Raw genomic sequence first — 19,797 nt, 5'->3', positions numbered from 1 at the left:
GAAGTGACGCGACCATGAAGCGACCACAAGGCGACCACGAAGCGACACCTGTCTGCGGGGCATGCGGGCGCGCGCGGCGGGAGAAAAAGGGGCAAGGCGGCGGGCCGGTCCATCGACAAGGATAGACCAGAGAAACTCCTATTTTGGAAGGGGAATAGGAGGGTGTGGCCGGTTGCGGAATGTCAGGTTTCGAGGGGCGAACACAGCATAGCTGCCCTTGGGCCACTTGATTTACGACAACAGGGTTGCGTCGCATTTTCAACTGAGCCTAATGAAGCCCTGACATACAGATGAGGCTTATAATGGACGCTCTGGCACCGTTTCTCGAACCCATTGATATACCACTGGCCCATCTTTTCCTCGACCCGAACAACCCTCGTTTTGTAGGCAGCGACTGGACTTTCATCCCAGATGATATCGCAGTCTCTGCCGAAGCTCAGCAGGAAGCCGCAAATCGCCTAATGGCGCATCATGACGTAAAAAAATTGCAGCTGGTGATTGAAGCTAACGGCTTTCTACCAATAGATCGTGTCGTGGTGCGGCGGGTCGACTATAAAAAATATATTGTTTTAGAAGGCAATCGGCGGATCTGCGCTGCGAAGCAGATCAATGGTCATTCCGATGCGGGTGAAACGCTGGCGCCGGACATAATGGCCACTCTCACCAGCATTCCCTGCCTGGAATATACAGGAGCAGAAGATAAAAATGAGGTCGCCTGGATATTCCAGGGTCTCCGGCACATTTCCGGCATTTCAGAATGGCCGGCATTCAACAAGGCGAAGCTGCTTGTCGATGAAATGGACAGAGGCGGTCTCAGCTTTACAGATGTCGGCAAGCGATTTGGTTTGTCTCCTTTTGGTGCTGCCCAGTGGGTGCGCGGCTTCTATGCTTTTCGCCAAGCAAAAAACGAAACTGAATACGGCAACTACATTGATGAAAGAATGTATCCATACTTCCAAGAAATCTTCGGGCGCAGCAGTATTTCGCTAAAAGACTGGCTGAACTGGGATGATGCGAAAAAGGAATTTCTTGACCAAGCAAATCTCAATGAGTTTGTCTCATGGTTTTTTCCAGTCGAGCAAGAATCATCGGAGGAAGAATCCGGGCCGGAGAAAGAGCCGACCGCCGCTGAACTATCCGGGGCATGGAACCGTCGACGCGTTAGCAAACGCGACGATCTCAGGCACTTGTCATACCTAATCACTAAAGCGCCAAAAGAGTGGATGGAGTTTCGGTCAGGCGCAGACATCGAGAGCGTTTATAGTCGAGCAATCCTAATTGAACTCGAAAAAAGCTTCGAAGATGAAAAGGACATCGCCGAGAGACTTTTCAAATACGTTGATGAGACTCTAAAACTGATTCAAAACACGCCTTTTTCTGTTCTTTCAAGTGAAGAAAGACGCAGCAATCTTTTCGAGAAATTGGATGCTATACACGCGGTTCATGATGGATTGAAAAAGCTGACTAACGCTTAGTATGTCGACCCGAGCCGACATCGTAGAAGCAATCCTTCGGTTGAAGCCGCGCGACGGAATATTCTCCGTGGAGGCAATCTGTCGGCTGACGTATTCTGATTACGGGATCACGCCTACCCTGTCTGACGAAGAGTACATTTCGAAATTTAGAAGATCGCTGTTTACTGATATATTCTCAAAGCAGGACAAGCTGATTGCTGCTGGTGGGTTGAAGACCTTTGACGTCTCATCGATCAAGGATTTAAAGCTCAGTTGGGCTCGCTCTCACCAAATGGGGCGCAAGCACCGGCAAAGACTAAATTGCCGCGCCTCTGTTGCGCGCTGGCTGCATGGACTGGATGACAGATCATATGAGATTGCCAGCGCGTACGCAATGAAGTCCCTTGGGGCCTCTAAGGTCCATGTAACTCCCAAAGGTGACGAATTTGGCATGGACTTTCTGGCTTTGGTTCCCGCCTTCACAAAAAGTCCCCTTTTCGTGTCAGGAGCGCGCGGTGTTCGGATTGTGGGCCAATCTAAAAAATACAGTCACCCAGTCGCGCGAGAGAAAATTCAGTCTTTCAATGACTTGATAGGATCAATCAAAAATAACAAAGCTGAACTCATTCCGCTCCTTCCATCTTGGTTTCGAAGCTCTGGTTCTCCCATCATTTCCTGTTTTATCGCGCATTCGGGCTATCAAGCGGGGAGCATTCGCATGAGCAGTCAGGCGGGCCATATCCTTATAGATTCGATAGGCTTAGCGGAGATTATCGGGCGCCCGTCCCGCTTCGGTGACGACGGTGAGGACGGAGTTACGCACAAGGCCCTGTGGAGCGAAATCAATAGAATAGCGACGTAACGGCAATGCGCATAAGGATAGTACCCCAAGATTGCGTCTGCTTTACGGACATGCGAGAGCTTAACTGACTGGCAGAAAGTGGCGCACAGCGGCCACTCCCCCCTCAAACCCGATCCGCCTGCACCACCACATCGATCGCCCGTAGCGCCGACAAGATCCGCATCAGATGCTGGGCGTCGGCCACTTCCAGGTCGATGACGTCGGTGTGGAAGGGGCCTTCGCGGTTAACGAGCTGGAGGTTGAGGATGTTCGCCTTGGTCGCGCCGAACACGTTGGCGACGGCGGCGAGCGCGCCGGGCTGGTTCTTGACGATGACGGAGAGGCGGGCGGTGCCACCCTTGGACTTGCTGTCCCAGCTCAAATCGACCCAGTCGTCATCCTGCTCCACCTCCAGCGACCGGCAGTCGATGGTGTGGACCTCGATCGGTTCGCCGGTGCGGCGCACGCCCACGATGCGGTCGCCGGGCACCGGGTGGCAGCAATCGCCCAGATTATAGGCGATGCCGGGGGTGAGGCCCCGGATCGACACGGGCTCATGCTGGCGCGGATGGGCTTCCTCCATCCCCTGCGCGCTGGTGGAGCCGGGGACCAGCGCCTCCATCACTTCATGGTCGAGCACGCGGTGGGTGGCGATGGCGACCATCAGCGCCGCGCGATCCTCCAGCTTCAACCGCTTGAGCGCGGCATTGAGCGCCTTGTCGCCCAGTTCGCTGGCAAGGTCGGCAGGGAAGCGGCCGATGATTTCCTCATAAAGTTTCTCACCCAGCTTGATTTCTTCCCCGCGCTGTTTCTGGCGGATGAAGCGGCGGATGGCGGCGCGCGCCTTGCCCGTGATGGCGAAGGAGAGCCAGCCGGGCTGCGGCTCCTGCCCCTCCGACTTCAATATTTCGACCTGGTCGCCATTGTCGAGGGAGGTGCGCAGCGGCACGACGCGGCCGTTGACCTTGGCTCCCACGGTCTGGTTGCCCAGGCTGGTGTGGACGGCATAGGCGAAGTCGACCGGGGTCGAGCCCTTGGGCAGTTGGTGCAGTTCGCCCTTGGGGGTGAAGGCGAAGATGCGGTCCTGATACATCGCCATGCGGGTATGTTCGAGCAGCTCGTCCGCGTCCTGGCTTTGTTCGAGGATTTCGACCAGGTCGCGCAGCCAGGCGGCGTGATGATCGGTCGCGTCGCCCTTCTGCTTGTAGGCCCAATGGGCGGCAAGGCCGAGTTCGGCGTCGCTGTGCATCGCGCGGCTGCGAATCTGCACCTCTATGCGGGCATTGTCCTGATGGATGACGGTGGTGTGGAGCGAGCGATAGCCGTTGCGCTTGGGCGTGGAGATATAATCCTTGAAGCGACCGGGCACCATCTTGAAGGTCTGGTGGATGATGCCGAGCGCGCGGTAGCAATCGGCCGGGCTGTCGGTGATGACGCGGAACGCCATGACATCGGTCAGCTGTTCAAAGCTGATGTGGCGCTCCTGCATCTTGCGCCAGATGGAATAGGGGTGCTTCTCGCGGCCCGACACGGTGACGGACAGGTCGTTGCCGCCCAGCAGCAATTGCAGCTCCGCGCCGATGCGATCGACCTTGTCATGGCCGCCTTCCTTCAGATGCTCCAGGCGGCGGGTGATGCTGTCATAGGCCTCCGGCTCCAGCTCGCGAAAGGCGAGCAGCTGCATTTCGCGCATGAAGTCGTACATGCCGATCCGCTCGGCCAGCGGGGCGTAGATATCCATGGTTTCGCGCGCGATGCGGCGGCGCTTGGCCTCATTCTTGATGAAGTGCAGCGTGCGCATATTGTGCAGGCGATCGGCAAGCTTGACCAGCAGCACGCGAATATCGTCGGACATGGCGAGCAGGAACTTGCGCAGATTTTCGGCCGCCCGCTCATTTTCGGACATGGCCTCGATCTTGGAAAGCTTGGTCACGCCATCGACCATGCGGGCGACGTCGGGGCCAAAGGCGCTCTCGATCTCGTCATAGGTGACGAGCGTATCCTCGATCGTGTCGTGGAGGAGGGCGGTGACGATGGTCTGATCGTCCAGGTTGAAATCGGTGAGGATGCCCGCGACCTCGATCGGGTGGCTGAAATAGGGGTCGCCGCTGGCGCGCTTCTGGGAGCCGTGCTTCTGGACCGAAAAGACATAGGCGCGGTTGATCATCGCCTCGTCCGCTTCCGGATCGTAGCGCTTTACCCGTTCGACAAGTTCATATTGACGCAGCATCGCCGCCGATTGTGTTGGAACCCTCTTGTCGTGCAACAAAAAAACGCCATGTTGCGATAATAAGGTGGCGATTTTGCAACGGGTGTTGCTTTGCGCTATATGTGGGACAGATGAAACATAATCTGGCACAGGATCTGGAACAATGCGCGCTGCCCAGCGCGCTGGAGATGATGGGAGAGCGCTGGTCCTTCCTCATCCTGCGCGGCGCGCTGTCGGGCATCCGCCATTTCGAGGAATTCCAGTCGACTCTGGGCATCGCCCGCAACATCCTGGCCAACCGGCTCGCCCGGCTGGTGGAAAACGGCATATTGGTGCGCCAGCCGATGCAATGTGACCGGCGCAAGGTGGAATATCGCCTGACGCCAAAGGGGCAGGATCTGGCCCCCGCCATGGTGGCGCTGCGCCAGTGGGGCGAACGCTGGGGCTGCGGGACGCAGGCGTGCCAGGTGCTGGCCGACAAGCGCGACGGGCAGCCGATCCGCCCCATCGCGATTCAGGCGCAGGATGGACGCACGCTGGAACTGGCCGACCTGGTGTGGCTGTGTCCCGACGAAGTGACGCCCATGGCTGAGGAACCGGCTGCCGCTGCGTGAGCCGGCTTCCCGACCGGGCGATAATGGCATAGGCATGGGTCCCATGTCCGTGACCCGCATCCAGCCCCAGCCCTTTTTCGCTGACAAGAACCGCGCCTTCTGGAACCTGCAATCGCTGGGATGGGCCGGCGCGTTCCTGCTGCGGGGTTCGTCGACCATCGCGAACGGGCAATCCTTTTCCAGCCTGATCCCGGTGCTGATCTCCACGGTCACAGGCTATTCGGTGACGCTGCTGATAGCGGTGGCGTTCCGTTATCTGCTCAAGCAACGGCCGATCGTCACCTGGGGCGTGTCGATCCTGACCGTGGTGCTGGCCGCGGCGCTGGTGGCGTTCATCGACGCCTGGGTCTTTTCCACCCAGAACCGTAGCGGCGACACGGCGGGCGTGCAGCTGTTCCTGGGCGCCTTCTATCTGTCGGTGACGCTGATCGGCGCATGGTCCGCGCTCTATTATGCGATCAATTTCTATCTGACGGTGGAGGAGCAGGCGGACCAGCTTACGCGCCTGGAAACCCAGGCGTCGAGCGCACAGCTGGCGATGCTGCGCTATCAGCTCAATCCCCATTTCCTGTTCAATACGCTCAACAGCATATCGACGCTGGTGCTTTTGAAGCAAACCGACAGGGCCAATGCGATGCTGTCGCGCCTGTCGTCCTTCCTGCGCTACACGCTGATCAACGAACCGACCGCGCAGGTGACGATCGCGCAGGAGGTGGAGACGCTCAAGCTGTATCTGGAGATCGAGAAGATGCGCTTCGAGGAGCGGCTGCGCCCGGCCTTCGTGATCGATCCCGCCGTGTCGCATGCGCGCCTGCCATCGCTGCTGTTGCAGCCGCTGGTCGAAAACGCGATCAAATATGCGGTCACGCCCAAGGAAGAGGGGGCCGATATCACGGTCACGGCGCAACCTGCCGGGGATAATGTCCGGATCATCGTATCGGACACCGGGCCGGGATTGAACGATGGCGCCATCAAGCCGCACATTCCCATGAGCGAGGGAACAGGTGTTGGCCTGCCGAACATCCGGGACCGGTTAATTCAGGCCTTCGGGGAACGACAGCGCTTTGAAACGCGTTCCACGCCGGGCGGATTTTCGGTCATCATCGAAATTCCGCTTAACATGGATGAAAGATCGAAAGTCGCCGCATGACCATCAGAACAATCCTCGTCGACGACGAAAGCCTGGCCATTCAGGGCCTGGCCCTGCGTCTGCAAGCGCATGAGGATGTCGAAATCGTCGAAACCTGCACCAACGGCCGCGAAGCCATCCGCGCCATCAAGACGCACAAACCCGACCTTGTGTTCCTCGATATCCAGATGCCCGGCTTTGACGGCTTTTCCGTCGTCCAGGGCATGATGGAGGTCGAACCGCCGCTGTTCATCTTCGTCACCGCCTATAGCGACCATGCGATCCGCGCGTTCGAGGCGCAGGCGGTCGATTATCTGATGAAGCCGGTGGAGGAAGGGCGCCTGGCTGACGCGCTCGACCGCGTGCGCCAGCGCCTGACCGAAAAGCGGCAGGGGCAGGAAGTCGAAAAGCTGCGTGAGGTGCTGGCTGAGGTCGCGCCCCAGGCGATGACCGATTTCGCCGCGAGCGAGGATGGCGCGCCTGCGTCCAATCGCTTTGAAAAGCTCATCAACATCAAGGATCGCGGCCAGATTTTCCGCGTCGATGTGGATTCGATCGAGCGCATCGACGCGGCCGGCGACTATATGTGCATCTACACCGCCGACAATTCGCTGATTCTGCGCGAAACGATGAAGGACTTGGAAAAGCGGCTCGACCCGCGCAATTTCCAGCGTGTCCACCGCTCCACGATCGTTAACTTAAGCCAGGTGCGGCAGGTCAAGCCCCACACCAATGGCGAATGTTTCCTGGTGCTGGAAAGCGGCGCGCAGGTGAAGGTCAGCCGCTCCTATCGCGACGTGGTGGCGCGCTTCGTGCATTGAGCGAGGGCGCGCTGGGCGGCGCACTTTGTCCGTGACCGCGTGGGTCCTTTTGTTTGCGGGCATCTGTGCGAGGAAGAGCGGGATACCGGGTCAAGCCCGGCATGGCGGGCTGGGTGGCGCATTGGGTGGGTAGGGTTTCTACCCCCTTATGTGCGGAGGCTGCCGGACTAGCGGATGCATTATCAACCATTGTCGGTTGGTCGCATTTCATGTCGCTCTTACGCCCGCGCATGATTGCCCCTCTTCGGATAAATTTGAAGGTCGTATGTCGCCCCGTTGCGGACATAGCCGTCGTCGGAGCGCACTTATGAGCCAAACCGGCGGACGGTAACTGTTCGATTAAAATTCCCGTACGTTTCGCTGCCGAGCCTCGTGTTTACCCAACGGGATGGGCAGCAGTTGTGTAGACGAAATCATCTCATCAATCAGGTCCGAAAGTGCTTCAGCGGCGGAACCAGTTTCTTGCGCGATGTAGCGCACCTCCGACAAGCGATATCGATTTTCGTTGAGACAACTGTTTTGAGCATCATAGCATTCGAAATGCGCGACCGGCTCATGACTAGCCTCGTGCATTCTCATCAGACCATGAACGAATAGATGCCTATCTTTTTCAATAAGACCGATTTGTCCGATCAGGTTTCGGCACTGGACGGAATAGGCTGACAGTGGTCCCGGAGCATCAAGTATGTGGCCAAGCTGTTTTAATCGCTTGCTCCATGGGTAGCTCATCTTCTTTGGAAGATGCTGATAGTCTGCGCTAAAAAACGTGCGAATTATCAGGTCCGATATCTTGAACTCGACGATCGCATAATGATGCACGAGCACCCCGCGCCAGAACACAGCTTCCTGATGCGGGTCGTCGAACGAGGGCGGGTCAAAACGTTGGTTCACCATCCCTTCTAATTCCAAACATATCTTCTCACAATAAGCGAACGGCAGCTAACCACTAATCCCCGTCATTCCCGCGACGGCGGGAGCCCATCTCCCGATGTCATGCCGTGTGCAGTGCCGGGAGATGGATCCCCGCGTTCGCGGGGATGACGATGGATGCGGGGGTGACGATGGCGAGAGACTGTTCGCAACCCATGCGATGATCACGCGCCGCCCGGTTCAAACTGACCTGACCGGTGCGTCACGCGCGCAAATTCCGTTTCCCGTGCCTCAATGCTTGCCCGGCTTGCTCGATGTGCCGGGCGCGGCGGGGTTGAGCAGGTCGACGCCGACGGGGAGGGCGGTGCCGCCCATGTCGAGCTTGCGCGCCTCTTCCTGCGCGACGCGGCGGGGATCGTCGCGTTCCTTGATCGCCGCGCGGGTTTGCGCGTCTGTGTCCTCGTCGGCGCTATCCCCGCCACCGCCGCGGCTCCAGCCCAGGATGATCGACATGCGCCGGTTGCGCGGGTCGTAGCGATTGTCCTTCACGAAGGGTTCGCGGTCGGCGACGCCTTCGATCCGGGCGAAGCGCGGGTTGCCGATGCCGCTGTCGGCCAGCGCCTGGCGCGTCGATTCCGCGCGGGCCGAAGACAGGCGCCAATTGTTCATCGCCTTGCCCGACGCATAGGGCAGGGCATCGGTATGGCCGCGCACGATGAGGTCATTGGGCATGGTCTTGAGCACGCTCGCCACTTCGCCCACCAGCGCGCGCGCTTCGGGGACGAGCCGGTCGGTGCCCATGGCGAACATCGCGAAATCGGCTTCGTCGATGAGGTCAATGCGCAGCCCCTCGCGGGTTTCGGTGAAGCGGACATTCTTGCGCAGGCGCGACAGGCCCTTGCGGTTCATCCGCGCTTCCAGATCCTTCTTGATCGATTCGAACTTCTGCCGGTCGGCGGCGCGCATCGCCTTGCCGCCCTGGTCCTTGGTGCCGGTGGCGTCGCGCGGGATGGTGATGGACAGGTTGCCGACGCCCCCGGTGGTCGGATAATTATCCTTCCCCGTCAGGCTGTCGCCGCCCATCAGCCCGGTCGACCCGGCCGATGCCATCTTGAGTTCCACCAGCGTGGGCGTGAAATAGTCGGCCAGCGCCTTGCGCTGCTTTTCGGTGGTCGCGCCCAGCAACCACATCAGCAGGAAGAAGGCCATCATCGCCGTCACGAAGTCGGCATAGGCGACCTTCCACGCGCCGCCATGATGACCGCCATGTCCTTCGACGATGATTTTCTTGACGATGACCGGCCTTGGTTCAGGCTCGTTCGCGCCGCGCTTTTTCTCGGCCATGGCTTATTTGTTCCGCATGCCGTCGAACACCTCGGCAAAGCCGGGCTGGTTGGCGTGGATGAGGCTGGAGCGCGCGGCTTCGATCACCAGCGGTTGCGGGTGGCCGTGCAGCGAGGCGATGATGATCTGCTTCACCACATGATAGATCGCCCCGTCCTGCTCGATCACCGTGCGGCAGCGATTGGCGAAGGGGTTGACCATGCCATAGGCGAGCAGCACGCCCAGGAAAGTGCCGACCAGCGCCGAGCCGATCATCGCGCCCAGCACCGAAGGCGGCTGGTCGATCGAGCCCATGGTCTTGACCACGCCCAGCACCGCCGCGACGATGCCCAGCGCCGGCAGCGCGTCGGCCAGGCCCTGAAGATTGTCGGCGGGCTTGAGGGCTTCATGGTGATGGGTCTTGAGGCTGTTGTCCATCACCTCCTCCACCGCATGGGGATCAAGCGTGCCCGACGAGACGACCACCAGCCGCAGCGTGTCGCTGATGAGGTGGATGAGCGTCTTGTCCTTCATCAACTTGGGATATTCGGCGAAAATCGGGGAGGTGCCCGGATCCTCGATATGGGGTTCGAGTGCGACCGGCCCTTCGACCCGCAGCGTCTTCATCAGCTTGCTGACGAGGAAGATGCAGTCGAGGAAATCCTGCTTCTTGTAGGCGGGGCCCTTGAACACCTTGGCAAGGCCGCCGCCCAGCGCTTTCAAGTCCGCCCCCGAATTGCCGATGATGAGCGCGCCGACCGCCGCGCCGCCGATGATCAGCATTTCGTGCGGAAGCGCGTGGAGCACCGGGCCGATATCGCCGCCGGTGAAGATGAAGCCGCCGAACACCATGCCCAGAAGCACGACAAGGCCGATGATTGCGAACATGATTATCCCCGAAAGTAGCGCCTGTGCGGCGGTGGCTGCGTCAGCGCCAGTGCGCCGGTCCCTTTCTGGTTAATACGGACTGGTTAGCATCCGCTTTAGGACAAGGGCGGCTTTTTACCCGGCCGTCAGCCAATGATGTCGAACAGCGTCTTCTGGTTGATCCGCGCATAGGCGGACTGCGCCGCTTCCAGTTGCAGAAGCTGGGATTGAAGGCGCGAGATGACTTGCTGAAGATCGGTGGATTCCAGGTCCGCCCGCCGTTCGGTGAGGTCGATGTCGACATCGGTCAGCCGGTCGCCGATGACTTCCAGCCGGTCGCTGCGCACGCCCTGCTTCGCTTGCTCGACGGTGATGTGCGCCTGCGCCGCCTTGACCCCGTCGAGCGAGGTGGCGATGTCGGCGTCGACGCCGCTTTGGATCGCGCTGATGCTGGCGGAGAGGACATCGTTGATCGACATGGGCGCGCCGTTGACGTCGATGCCTTCGGACACTTCCTGCCTCGTGCCGACGACGGCGAGGTTGAGGCCCCGGCTGACCGGGACAAGCGTGCTTTGCCCATCATCGAACACCGGCGTGCCCTGATAGTCGGTCTGGTTGAGCATTTCGTCGATCGTGGTGCGGATCGTGCCCAGTTCCTCGACGATGGCGGCGCGGCTGGTGTCGTTGAGCGAGCCGTTACGGGCCGACGTCACCAGTTCCTGCGCGCGGGTGAGGAGACTGTTGATTTCCGACAGGTTGGATTCGGCGGTGGCGGCGCGGGTCGTGCCATAGCTGACATTGGCCTGCCAGGCGGCCTGCTGCGCCTGCGCGCGGCCGATGTCGGACACCTGGACCCAGGCGAGCGCATTGTCGGACGGCTTGTTGAGCGTGATGCCGGTCGAAATGGCGGTCTGCCCGTCGACGATGCTTTGCGACAATTTCTGCTGCCGGCGCATTTCGGCGAGCATGATCTTGTTGGTGATGCCTACCATGAGTCAGCCCTTTGCCGGTCAGATGATGTTGAGGATGGAATCGATGGTTTCCTTGGCGATCTGCAGGATTTTGGCGCAGCCCGAATAGGCCTGTTGCAGGCGCAGCAGGTCGGCCGCTTCCATGTCGAGATCGACGCCGCTTACCGCTTCGCGCGCGGCGACGGCCTGGTCGCTGCGGTTGGTGGTGGTGTCAAATTCCGCCTGGGTCGCGCCCAGCAGGTTGGCGTGGGTGGCGACCAGCGAGGTCCAGGCCTGTTCGACGCTGCCATTGCCGCGCAGGGTGGAGGTGACGGTCAGCAAATTGCCGTTGAGCGTGCCGTCGGCGGATTTGAGCGCCAGCAGCGCGGGATCGGTGACGAGTGCCGCGACATTGGCCGCGCCGCCGCCATAGGATAGCAGCGGAACGCCCGCGTCGCCCGCATCGGTCAGGCCCTGCGCATGCCAGGCATTGACGTCGGTCACAAACTGTTCTGCCAGCGTGTCGAGGCTGGCGCGGCGTTCGGTGACGGTCTGCGCGGCGGAAAACAGGCCGCCCAGCGTGCCGTTGGCGGGCGCGCTGAGCGCGGTGCCGTCGCTCAGGCTGAGCGCCAGCGAGCCATCGCCATTGGCCGCGACCGACAGGCTGGCGGCGCTGTTGCCGCTGACCAACGTCTGCCCGGCGAAGCTGATTTCGGCGCTGTCATGCGCGCCGAAGCTGATCGTGACGTTCAGATTTTCCGACAGGTCCTGCAAGGCGGCGTCGCGGCTGTCGAGCAACTGCGCATAAGCGGATGTGCCCGGCTGCGCGCGCAGCAGGCTGTTGTTGATATTGGCGAGCGCGGACAGCGAACGGTTGATCGTCTGGACCGAGGCGGTGGCTTCTGTCGCGATGCCGTCCGACACATTTTTGAGGTCGGCCGCAGTCTGGTTGAACGATTGCGCCACGCGACTGATGCTGTCGAGCGTGGTGACGCGCAGTGACGTGTCGCCAGGGCTAGCGGCCAGCTTTTCCATATTCTGGAACATGCTGGTCATCAGCTGGCCTACGCCGGTGCTGCTGTCGTTCATCGCGGTTTCTGCGTCAGTCAGCCAGCGCAGCCGCGCCGTCGCGCTGCCCAGGTTCATGCCGGTCGTGCGTACAGTCGCGTCGAGATAGGGATCGCTCGCGCGATCGACGCCCATCACCTGCGTGCCGCCGAAATTGGCCTTGGCGATGTAGAGCGACATGGTGGAGGTCGATGCGCCCGATTCCGCCGTCGTCACCGTGCGCCGGGCATAGCCGTCGGTGCCGGCATTGGCGATATTTTCGGAAATGGCGGCCATCGCGGTGCGATAGGCCTTGGTCCCCGACGACCCGATGATGAAAAGGTCGCTCATGCGCCCGGCGTCCCGGCCGCGCCGTCAGTCGCAGCGGCAGGTGTGGCGGTGACGCGCGCGCCGAACTGCTTGATCAGCAGGTCGGCGATACCCATCGCGCCCTTGCTCGCCATGGCGTCGGCGGTGCGCGCGTCGGCCATGTCCTGAAATTGCTGGGTGGCGCTGGAATCGGTGATGCCCTCGGCCAGGCTGGCCGAGCGCATCGCGCCGATCATCTGGCGCAGGAACACCGCTTCGAACTGCTGTGCGACCTTGTCCAGCGCGGCGCGGTTTGCGCCGCCTGCGCCGGACCCGGCCTCTGCCGTCGGGGAAGTTGTCGTTACCTGCATCACAGCACCACCAGATCGGCTTTCATCGCGCCCGCCTGTTTCAAGGCTTCGAGGATCGCGACCATGTCCGCCGGGGATGCCCCGATGGCGTTGACCGCCTTCACTATATCGGCCAGCGACGCCCCACCTTTAAAATTGACCATCGGTTTTTTCTGTTCGTCGATGCTGATGTTGCTCGACGGTTCGACCGCGGTGCGCCCCTGGCTGAAGGGCGCGGGCTGGACGACGCGCGGCGATTCATTGACGCTGACCGTCAGTTTTCCGTGGGCGACGGCGGCCGGATGGATCTTGACCGCGCCGTTGATGACGACCGTGCCGGTGCGCGCGTTAACGATGACGCGGGCCGGGGCGTCGGCGGGCGCGACCTCGATATTTTCGATCATGCCCATCATCATGATGCGCTGCTCCGCGCCCGGCGCGGCGGCGATCGTCACTGATACGGCGTCGACCGCGCTCGCCCGATTGTCGCCAAAGGCACGGTTGATGCCATCGGCCACGCGCAGAGCGGTGGTCAGGTCCGCTTCGGCGAGGTTGAAGGTCAGGGTGGGGGCGGTATCGAAACCGGTCGCAACCGCGCGCTCGACTGTCGCCCCGCTGGGGATGCGCCCGGCCGAGGGGATGTTGACCGACACCTGGCTGCCATCGGCGCCCGATACGCCAAGGCCGCCGACGGCGAGGTTGCCCTGCGCCATGGCGTAGATTTCATTGTCCGCGCCGCGCAGCGGGGTCATGATCAGCGTGCCGCCGCGCAGCGACTTGGCCTTGCCCAGCGCCGACACGGTAACGTCCAGCCGCTGGCCGGGCTTGGAAAAGGCGGGCAGGTCGGCCGTCACCAGCACGGCGGCGGCGTTCTTAAGCGCCGGGTTGACGCCCTGCGGCAGCGTCAGGCCAAAGCGCGACACGACGCCTTTCATGCCCTGCGTTGCATATTCGATGCTGTCGTCGCCCGTGCCAGCCAGGCCCACGACGATGCCGTAGCCGGTCAGCTGGTTGGGGCGCACGCCCTGGAACGTGCCCAGATCCTTGATCCGCTCGGCATGGGCGGGCGTGACGAGGGCGAAGGCGGCGAACAGCGCGACCATCGGAAAGAGGCGGTGGAAAACGCTCACTTGGCTCTCCATCAGAAGGGGCTGATCGCGGAGAAGAAACGCTGGAGCCAGCCCTGGCGGCTGGCATTGGCGATCTCGCCCTTGCCCTTGTAGATGATCTTGGCGTCGGCGACGCGGGTGGAGGCGATGCGGTTGTCCGGGCTGATGTCGGCCTGGCGGACGAGGCCGCTGATCTGGATGAATTCGTCGCCGCGATTGAGCGTCAACGCCTTCTCACCCTTCACCAGCATGGTGCCATTGGGATAGACCTGCGCGATGGTGACGGTGATTTCGCCCGACAGCGCGTTCGACTGGGTCGCCGCGCCCTTGCCGGTGAAGCCGTTATTGCCGCCCATGGCGACATCGCTGGGCGAAAAGAGCTTGGAAAGCACGCCGGTGCTTGGCGGCGTCAGCCCGAAGGAGCCGCTGCGGCTGGTGTCGGCGCTGTTGCTCTTGGACGCCTGGGTGCGTTCGACCAGCACGATGGTGATGATGTCGCCGACGGTGGTGGCGCGCGCGCCGCTGGTCAGCGGCGTATAGCCGACCGACGTCTGGAAGATGGAGCCGTTGGCCGCAGGCGCGGCCGGCTGGGCGATGACGGTCGGCGCGAAATATTCGCGCTCCACCTCGCGCTTCTTCTTGCGCGCATCGGCGGGCGATGCGGCAAGGGCAAGCACGGAAACGGCGGCGACAAGGGCGAAGGAGATGCGCATCGTCACAGCTCAGATATTCTGGTTGACGTACTGGAGCATTTCGTCGGTCGCCTTGATCATCTTGCTGTTCACCTCATAGGCGCGCTGCGTCTCGATCATGTCGACCAGTTCCTCGACGATGTTGACGTTGGAGGTTTCCAGATAGCCCGACCGGATGACCCCGCGCCCTTCCAGCCCAGCGACGCCGACCTGCGGCGTGCCGCTGGCGGCGGTTTCGACCAGCAGATTGCCGCCGATCGATTGCAGGCCCGACGGATTCATGAAGCTGGCCAGTTCGATCTGGCCAAGCTGGCTGGGTTCGCTTTCGCCCTGCAAGGTCGCGGACACGGTGCCGTCATTGCCGATCGACACCGATGTCGCGCCCTGCGGCACGGTGATCTGGGGGATCAGCGGCAGGCCGTCGCCGGTGACGATCGTGCCTTCGGCGGTGACGCTGAAATTGCCCGCGCGCGAATAGGCGATGGAGCCGTCGGGCTGCTGCACCTGGAAATAGCCCGACCCTTCGATCGCCATGTCCAGCGCATTGCTGGTCTGGGTCAGCGTGCCCTGCGTATTGATCTTGCTGGTGCCTTGGAGCGCCACGCCCGATCCCAGGTTCAGCCCGGTGGCGAACTTGTTTTCCGCGTCGGAATTGGCGCCGGCCTGCACGATCTGCTGATAGGCCAGCGTCTCGAAATCGGCGCGGTCCTTCTTGAACCCGGTCGTGTTGACGTTCGCCAGGTTGTTGGCGATGACGCGCATCTTCGTGTTCTGCGCGTCAAGGCCGGTGCGGGCGACATGAAGGGCGGCGTTGCTCATCGTGCATTCTCCGTGGCGCGATCCTCGCGCGGACCGCTCAGTCGGTTATGCGATCCTCACTCGGACCGCTCATGCACGCATCAAAGCAAGAGGCGTGCCAATATTAACCATAGGGTTTAGCCGTCGAGGCGCATCAGCGACGCGCCGCCATCGTCCAGCTGTTTGGCGGTGTCGATCATCTTGACCTGCGTTTCCCAGGCGCGGCTGGCCTCGATCATGTCGATCAGCGCCTGGGTCGAATTGACGTTCGATCCTTCCAGCGATCCCGATGTCACGGTGGCGAGCGGATCGGAGGGCAGGGCGCCGCCATTGACTTCGCGGAACAGGCCGTCATTGCCCTTGGCGATGCTGGAGCCGGCCGCATTGACCAGCTTGAGCTTGTCTACCTGCTGCGGGTTGGCCGGATCGCCGCCCTGCGGCACGCCCCAGATGCTGCCATCCTTGGCGATGGAGACGCTGTCCATCTGTGGCAGGATCACCGGGCCGCCTTCGCCCAGCACGGGCAGGCCGTCGCCGGTGGTCAGCAGGCCGCTGTCGGAAACCTTGAGGTCGCCGCGGCGCGTATAGGCTTCGCTGCCGTCGGTGGCCTGGACGGTGAGCAGTGCGTCCCCGTCCAGCGCCACGTCGAGCGGATTGCCCGTTTCGGTGACCGCGCCTTGCGCCATGTCGGCGGCGATCACCTGTTCGGAGGCCTGGGCGCGGGTGTCGAAGCTTTCGCCCTGGATCCAGCGCGTTTCGGCATTGGCGATTTCCGCGCGAAAGCCAACGGTGTTGGCATTGGCGAGGTTGTTCGCGATCGACGCCTGCCGCGCCATCGCGCCGCGCATCGCCGTCAGTGCCGTGTTGACGAGCCGGTCCATGGGCTGTTCCTCCTGATCCCGCGCCTAAACCGCTTAGGTGCGGATGTTGACGATGGTGGTGGTCAGCGTATTGGCCGCCTCGATCGCCTTGCTGTTCGCCTGGAAATTGCGCTGGGCAGCGATCAGCTGGACCAGTTCGTCGGTGATGTCGACGTTGGAGCGTTCCAGCGATCCGGAATTGACCGAACCGAACATGCCCTGATTGGCGGTGCCCAGGATCGGGTTGCCGCTCTCCACGGTGGAGGTCCAGTGCGCGTCGCCCTGCTGGCGCAGCCCTTCCAGGCTGTTGAAGGACGCCATCGCGACCTGGCCCAGGTAAACGGTGCTGCCATCGGCGTAAATGGCCGAGACAAGCCCTTCCTTCGACACGCCGACGCTGGTCAGCTGCGCGCCGTCGGCTTCGTTATTATAGGTGGTCGGGATTTGCAGGTCGGTGAGGTCGCCCGGACCCGTGGCGCTCGTCGGCGGGGTGGTGAGGTCGCCGGTTTCAGGATCGACGGCGAACACCTGAATGCGCGAACCGGTGGTGTCGACGGCGAAGCGGTCATTATCGACCGAAAAGGCGCCGTTGCGGGTGTAGCTGATCGTGCCATCCTCGCCCTTCACGGTGAAGAAGCCTTCGCCAGTGATGGCAAGGTCCAGCGTCTTGTCAGTGGTTTCGATCGTGCCCTGCGTGAACTGCTGGGTGATGCCCTGCACGCGCACGCCCTGACCCGCGACCTGATGCGTCGTCTGCATCGGCGAGGCGGCGAAGATATCGCCGAACTGCGCCTTGCTCTTCTTGAAGGCAGTCGAGTTCACGTTGGCGACATTGTTGGAAATGGCGGACAGGTCGGCCTGCGCGCCCTTGAGACCGGAAAGCGAAACATAGAAGGACATGGCGTTGCTCCTTGGGTGAAAAGGATGGGGTTAAGAATTACATCAGGCTCAGCGCGTCGGACGGGCTGTAGCTGCCGAGCGCGGTGATCAGTTTGGAAGAGGAACCGTCCGCGGGTGACTGGACGGCGGCGATGGTGGCCCAGGTCGCGACCTTGCTGGGGGTGGCGCCGTTGACCTTCACTTGCAGGGCGTCGGTGGACACGGTTTCGCCCATGTCGTCCTTGCCATCCCAGTAGAAGGTGACGTCGCCTGCCTGCTGCGACCCTAAGTCAATGGTCTTAACGACATTGCCGCTGCCATCGACCAGGTCGACGGTCGCGCCGTTGGTGGCGTCGGCGAAGCTGACCTGCCCGGCATAATAGCCGCTGGCGTCGGGCACGGCGACATTGCTCTGGACCAGCATCGATTTGCCGATCCAGCTTGCCGCATCGCCCAGGCGCGTGCCGGTCAGCTCCTGCTTGATCGATGCCAGATTGGCGTTCATCTCGGCGATGCCGCTGGAATTGGTGATGGTCGCCATCTGCGACACCATCTCGGCATTATCGACCGGTTCGAACGGGTCCTGATATTGCATCTGCGCGGTCAACAGCTTCAGGAAGCTCGCCTGATCCATCGTCGCGTTGCCGGTGCCGACTTTCGCGTTGGGATTATAGACCGAAAGCCCCGCGCTGTCGGTGACGGTGGAAACGCTCGTCATTTGCCGATCCTTATGGTTTCGAGCATCAGGGATTTGGCGGTGTTGAGCACCTGGACGTTGTTCTGGTACATGCGGGCGGTCTCGATCATGTCGACCAGCTCGGCATTGCTGTCGACCGCCGCTTCCCACACATCGCCATTGGCGTCGGCCAGCGGATGATTGGGGTCGTGGCGCTTGGTCGGCTCGGCCTTGGTGGTAACGACGTCCGAAACCTTGACCGTCGACACGCCCGGGCTGTCCGTGACGGACGTGAAGACTGGCTTGATCGCGCGATAGGCGTCCTGCGCGCTGCCGGTGACATTGCCGGCATTCGCCATGTTGGACGCGGTCGTGTTGAGACGCACCAGCTGCGCGCTCATGGCGCGGCCGGCGATGTCGAAGATGTTCATGGCGCCATTGCCGCTCATGCTCATTCTCCCTTCAGCGCACGGTTGATGGTGTTGATCCGGCCCTCGAGGAAGGAGAGGGTCGTGCGATATTTGACGGCGTTTTCGGCAAACAGCGTCTGTTCGGTGCTGAGTTCGACCGTATTGCCGTCAAGGCTGGGCTGAAGCGGCACGCGATAGCCCATGGCGTCTTCGACCGCCTTGCCCATGTCGGTGGAGGTCGCGCCCGACGATTGCGCCGTCGCTTCCTTGAGCGCGGCTTCAAAGTCGATGTCGCGCGCCTTGTAACCAGGCGTGGAGGCATTGGCGATGTTGGACGCGAGCAGGGACAGGCGCTGCGAGCGAAGCGCCAGCGCCTTTCCATGGATCCCGAACAGATTGTCTTCGACCGACATGCTCAAAAATTCGCTCTAAAGTTTATCCTTCACCCGCCGTTCTGAAGCCTGATGGCATCGCCTGCGGGTGATCCAGCCTGTGATCAGCAAGAGCCGTGCCAATTTGCGTGGGTGACGCATCGGCAAGGCGGCAAAGCTGGGGAATACGGGCTTTTCGCAGGCGAGACGGCAAGGGCGGCAAGTATTTGCCGGTCGGCGGCAGGGCGTTGCCGGCCGCCGATGAACGATGGGGACGACACGGCGCATGCTCGCGATTTTCAGCCATTTGTTCGATCCGGCAACGCTGCTGGCGATGCTGGGCGGGATTGCGCTGGTGGCGCTGTTCCAGAACGGCCTTGCCGCTTGCGGGCGCGCGATCGGAGCACTGGCGCCGTTGCTGCGCGCCAATCCTCTGCGCGATCAGGACGCCGCGCGCGCCGCCCTGCTTCAGATCGACCATGTCGCGCAGCTGCGCGGACTGTCCTGCACCGACCGGGTGAAGACCGCTCATCCCTTCCTGACGCAGGCCGCGCACAAGCTGGCCAATTGCGACCGCACCGAACAATTCGCGCTGTGGGCGACGCAGGCGCTCGCTGACCGGGCGCAGCGTCATGGCGCGGCGCATCGCGTCTGGCTGTCGGTGGCGGATGCCGCGCCAGCGCTGGGCATGGCGGGCACGATATTGGGCCTGATCGGCATGTTCGCGGCGATGGATGATCCCGCCGCGCTGGGGCCGTCAATGGCGCTGGCGCTGCTCACCACTTTCTATGGCGTCGTCATCGCCAACATCATCGCAGCGCCCATCGCCGCGCGCCTTGCCGACCTGTCGGAGCGGGAACTGGCCTGGCAGCGGGAGGCGGCGGACCGGATGCTGGTGATCGCGCGGCGCGAAAATGCGCCGTTGCGCCGCGCGGCCATGCGCGAAGTGGCATGAGCGCGCCCCCACTCCCCCTTGTGCGGCGCAATCGCTGGGCAATCAGCTTTGCCGATCTGCTGCTGTTGCTGCTTGCCTTCTTCGTGCTGTTGCAGGCGAGCGGATCGCGGCGCGATGCGATGCTGGCGCAGGTCAGCCGGCAATTTGGCGGCCGGCCGATGGCCGATGGCGTGGAGATCCGCGCCGCCGACCTGTTCCTGCCGGGCGAAGCGCTGCTGAGCGCGCGAGGGGAGGCGCAGATTGCCGCCCTTGCGCGCCGCTTC

At 62.0% G+C, this 19,797-nt stretch carries 22 protein-coding genes; 7 read left to right on the top strand and 15 right to left on the bottom strand.

The genetic code is table 11. The features are described 5' to 3' along the window. Positions 1–302: 302 nt before the first annotated feature. Both B2V90_RS11245 and B2V90_RS11240 read left to right on the top strand, forming a co-directional pair. Positions 303–1,475: a hypothetical protein gene (locus B2V90_RS11245; RefSeq protein WP_228221776.1), complete on the top strand. Its 1,173-nt coding sequence runs from the start codon at positions 303–305 to the stop codon at positions 1,473–1,475. Between the two features lie 40 nt (positions 1,476–1,515). After that, positions 1,516–2,316 carry a restriction endonuclease gene (locus tag B2V90_RS11240; RefSeq protein ID WP_293921309.1) on the top strand — a complete coding sequence of 267 codons (801 nt, stop codon included), beginning with the start codon at positions 1,516–1,518 and terminating at the stop codon, positions 2,314–2,316. Between the two features lie 103 nt (positions 2,317–2,419). Here B2V90_RS11240 and B2V90_RS11235 read toward each other — a convergent pair whose 3' ends face one another. Continuing rightward, positions 2,420–4,525, bottom strand: a complete 2,106-nt coding sequence (locus B2V90_RS11235; protein WP_009820794.1) for a RelA/SpoT family protein — start codon at positions 4,523–4,525, stop codon at positions 2,420–2,422. Between the two features lie 110 nt (positions 4,526–4,635). Here B2V90_RS11235 and B2V90_RS11230 point away from each other — a divergent pair, with 110 nt between their 5' ends. From B2V90_RS11230 to B2V90_RS11220, 3 genes are read left to right on the top strand one after another with little or no spacing between them, the layout of a single operon-like run. Then, positions 4,636–5,118, top strand: coding sequence for a winged helix-turn-helix transcriptional regulator (locus B2V90_RS11230; RefSeq protein ID WP_009820795.1), 483 nt, complete (start codon positions 4,636–4,638; stop codon positions 5,116–5,118). Positions 5,119–5,161: 43 nt separating this feature from the next. Beyond that, complete coding sequence (locus tag B2V90_RS11225; RefSeq protein ID WP_009820796.1) at positions 5,162–6,268, top strand: sensor histidine kinase; 1,107 nt, start codon at positions 5,162–5,164, stop codon at positions 6,266–6,268. Continuing rightward, positions 6,265–7,068, top strand: a complete 804-nt coding sequence (locus tag B2V90_RS11220; RefSeq protein WP_009820797.1) for a LytR/AlgR family response regulator transcription factor — start codon at positions 6,265–6,267, stop codon at positions 7,066–7,068. Before B2V90_RS11225 ends, B2V90_RS11220 begins: the two co-directional genes overlap by 4 nt. 339 nt (positions 7,069–7,407) lie before the next feature. Here the strand turns inward: B2V90_RS11220 and B2V90_RS11215 are convergent, their stop codons facing one another. The 14 genes from B2V90_RS11215 to flgB all read right to left on the bottom strand — a co-directional run bounded on the left by B2V90_RS11215 (position 7,408) and on the right by flgB (position 18,621). Beyond that, positions 7,408–7,962, bottom strand: coding sequence for a hypothetical protein (locus tag B2V90_RS11215; RefSeq protein ID WP_228221774.1), 555 nt, complete (start codon positions 7,960–7,962; stop codon positions 7,408–7,410). Between the two features lie 267 nt (positions 7,963–8,229). Continuing rightward, a complete protein-coding gene (locus B2V90_RS11210; RefSeq protein WP_293921305.1) occupies positions 8,230–9,282 on the bottom strand; it encodes a flagellar motor protein MotB in 1,053 nt (350 codons plus the stop codon). A gap of 3 nt (positions 9,283–9,285) precedes the next feature. After that, a complete protein-coding gene (motA, locus tag B2V90_RS11205; protein ID WP_009820801.1) occupies positions 9,286–10,149 on the bottom strand; it encodes a flagellar motor stator protein MotA in 864 nt (287 codons plus the stop codon). 125 nt (positions 10,150–10,274) lie between these two features. Next, positions 10,275–11,120: a flagellin gene (locus B2V90_RS11200; RefSeq protein WP_228221772.1), complete on the bottom strand. Its 846-nt coding sequence runs from the start codon at positions 11,118–11,120 to the stop codon at positions 10,275–10,277. Positions 11,121–11,138: 18 nt separating this feature from the next. After that, complete coding sequence (gene flgK / locus B2V90_RS11195; protein ID WP_228221771.1) at positions 11,139–12,476, bottom strand: flagellar hook-associated protein FlgK; 1,338 nt, start codon at positions 12,474–12,476, stop codon at positions 11,139–11,141. Beyond that, a complete protein-coding gene (locus B2V90_RS11190) occupies positions 12,473–12,805 on the bottom strand; it encodes a rod-binding protein (RefSeq protein WP_228221770.1) in 333 nt (110 codons plus the stop codon). The genes flgK and B2V90_RS11190 overlap by 4 nt, the downstream gene beginning before the upstream one ends. After that, the gene (locus B2V90_RS11185) at positions 12,805–13,887 is read right to left on the bottom strand and encodes a flagellar basal body P-ring protein FlgI (RefSeq protein WP_414711600.1); all 1,083 of its coding nucleotides are present in this window, start codon (positions 13,885–13,887) and stop codon (positions 12,805–12,807) included. The genes B2V90_RS11190 and B2V90_RS11185 overlap by 1 nt, the downstream gene beginning before the upstream one ends. Before the next feature lie 38 nt (positions 13,888–13,925). Further along, the gene (locus B2V90_RS11180) at positions 13,926–14,606 is read right to left on the bottom strand and encodes a flagellar basal body L-ring protein FlgH (RefSeq protein ID WP_228221870.1); all 681 of its coding nucleotides are present in this window, start codon (positions 14,604–14,606) and stop codon (positions 13,926–13,928) included. 9 nt (positions 14,607–14,615) lie between these two features. Further along, positions 14,616–15,404: a flagellar basal-body rod protein FlgG gene (gene flgG / locus B2V90_RS11175; protein WP_228221768.1), complete on the bottom strand. Its 789-nt coding sequence runs from the start codon at positions 15,402–15,404 to the stop codon at positions 14,616–14,618. Between the two features lie 116 nt (positions 15,405–15,520). After that, positions 15,521–16,264, bottom strand: a complete 744-nt coding sequence (locus tag B2V90_RS11170) for a flagellar basal body rod protein FlgF (protein ID WP_009820808.1) — start codon at positions 16,262–16,264, stop codon at positions 15,521–15,523. 33 nt (positions 16,265–16,297) lie between these two features. Beyond that, a complete protein-coding gene (locus B2V90_RS11165) occupies positions 16,298–17,143 on the bottom strand; it encodes a flagellar hook-basal body complex protein (RefSeq protein ID WP_009820809.1) in 846 nt (281 codons plus the stop codon). A gap of 37 nt (positions 17,144–17,180) precedes the next feature. Next, complete coding sequence (locus B2V90_RS11160; RefSeq protein WP_228221767.1) at positions 17,181–17,840, bottom strand: flagellar hook assembly protein FlgD; 660 nt, start codon at positions 17,838–17,840, stop codon at positions 17,181–17,183. After that, positions 17,837–18,247, bottom strand: coding sequence for a flagellar basal body rod protein FlgC (gene flgC / locus B2V90_RS11155; protein WP_021228793.1), 411 nt, complete (start codon positions 18,245–18,247; stop codon positions 17,837–17,839). Before flgC ends, B2V90_RS11160 begins: the two co-directional genes overlap by 4 nt. A 2-nt stretch (positions 18,248–18,249) precedes the next feature. Further along, positions 18,250–18,621, bottom strand: coding sequence for a flagellar basal body rod protein FlgB (gene flgB, locus B2V90_RS11150; RefSeq protein ID WP_009820812.1), 372 nt, complete (start codon positions 18,619–18,621; stop codon positions 18,250–18,252). A 244-nt stretch (positions 18,622–18,865) separates the two neighbouring features. Here flgB and B2V90_RS11145 point away from each other — a divergent pair, with 244 nt between their 5' ends. Beyond that, the gene (locus B2V90_RS11145; protein ID WP_228221766.1) at positions 18,866–19,534 is read left to right on the top strand and encodes a MotA/TolQ/ExbB proton channel family protein; all 669 of its coding nucleotides are present in this window, start codon (positions 18,866–18,868) and stop codon (positions 19,532–19,534) included. Continuing rightward, positions 19,531–19,797: flagellar motor protein MotB (locus B2V90_RS11140; protein WP_293921293.1), on the top strand; the 267-nt coding region annotated here is incomplete at its 3' end. The genes B2V90_RS11145 and B2V90_RS11140, both read left to right, overlap by 4 nt.

The organism is Sphingobium sp. UBA5915 (assembly GCF_002431195.1).
Taxonomy (GTDB): Bacteria; Pseudomonadota; Alphaproteobacteria; order Sphingomonadales; family Sphingomonadaceae; genus Sphingobium; species Sphingobium soli.
Note: the sequence above shows the minus strand (reverse complement) of the source record. Positions and strands in the feature narration are given on the sequence as shown.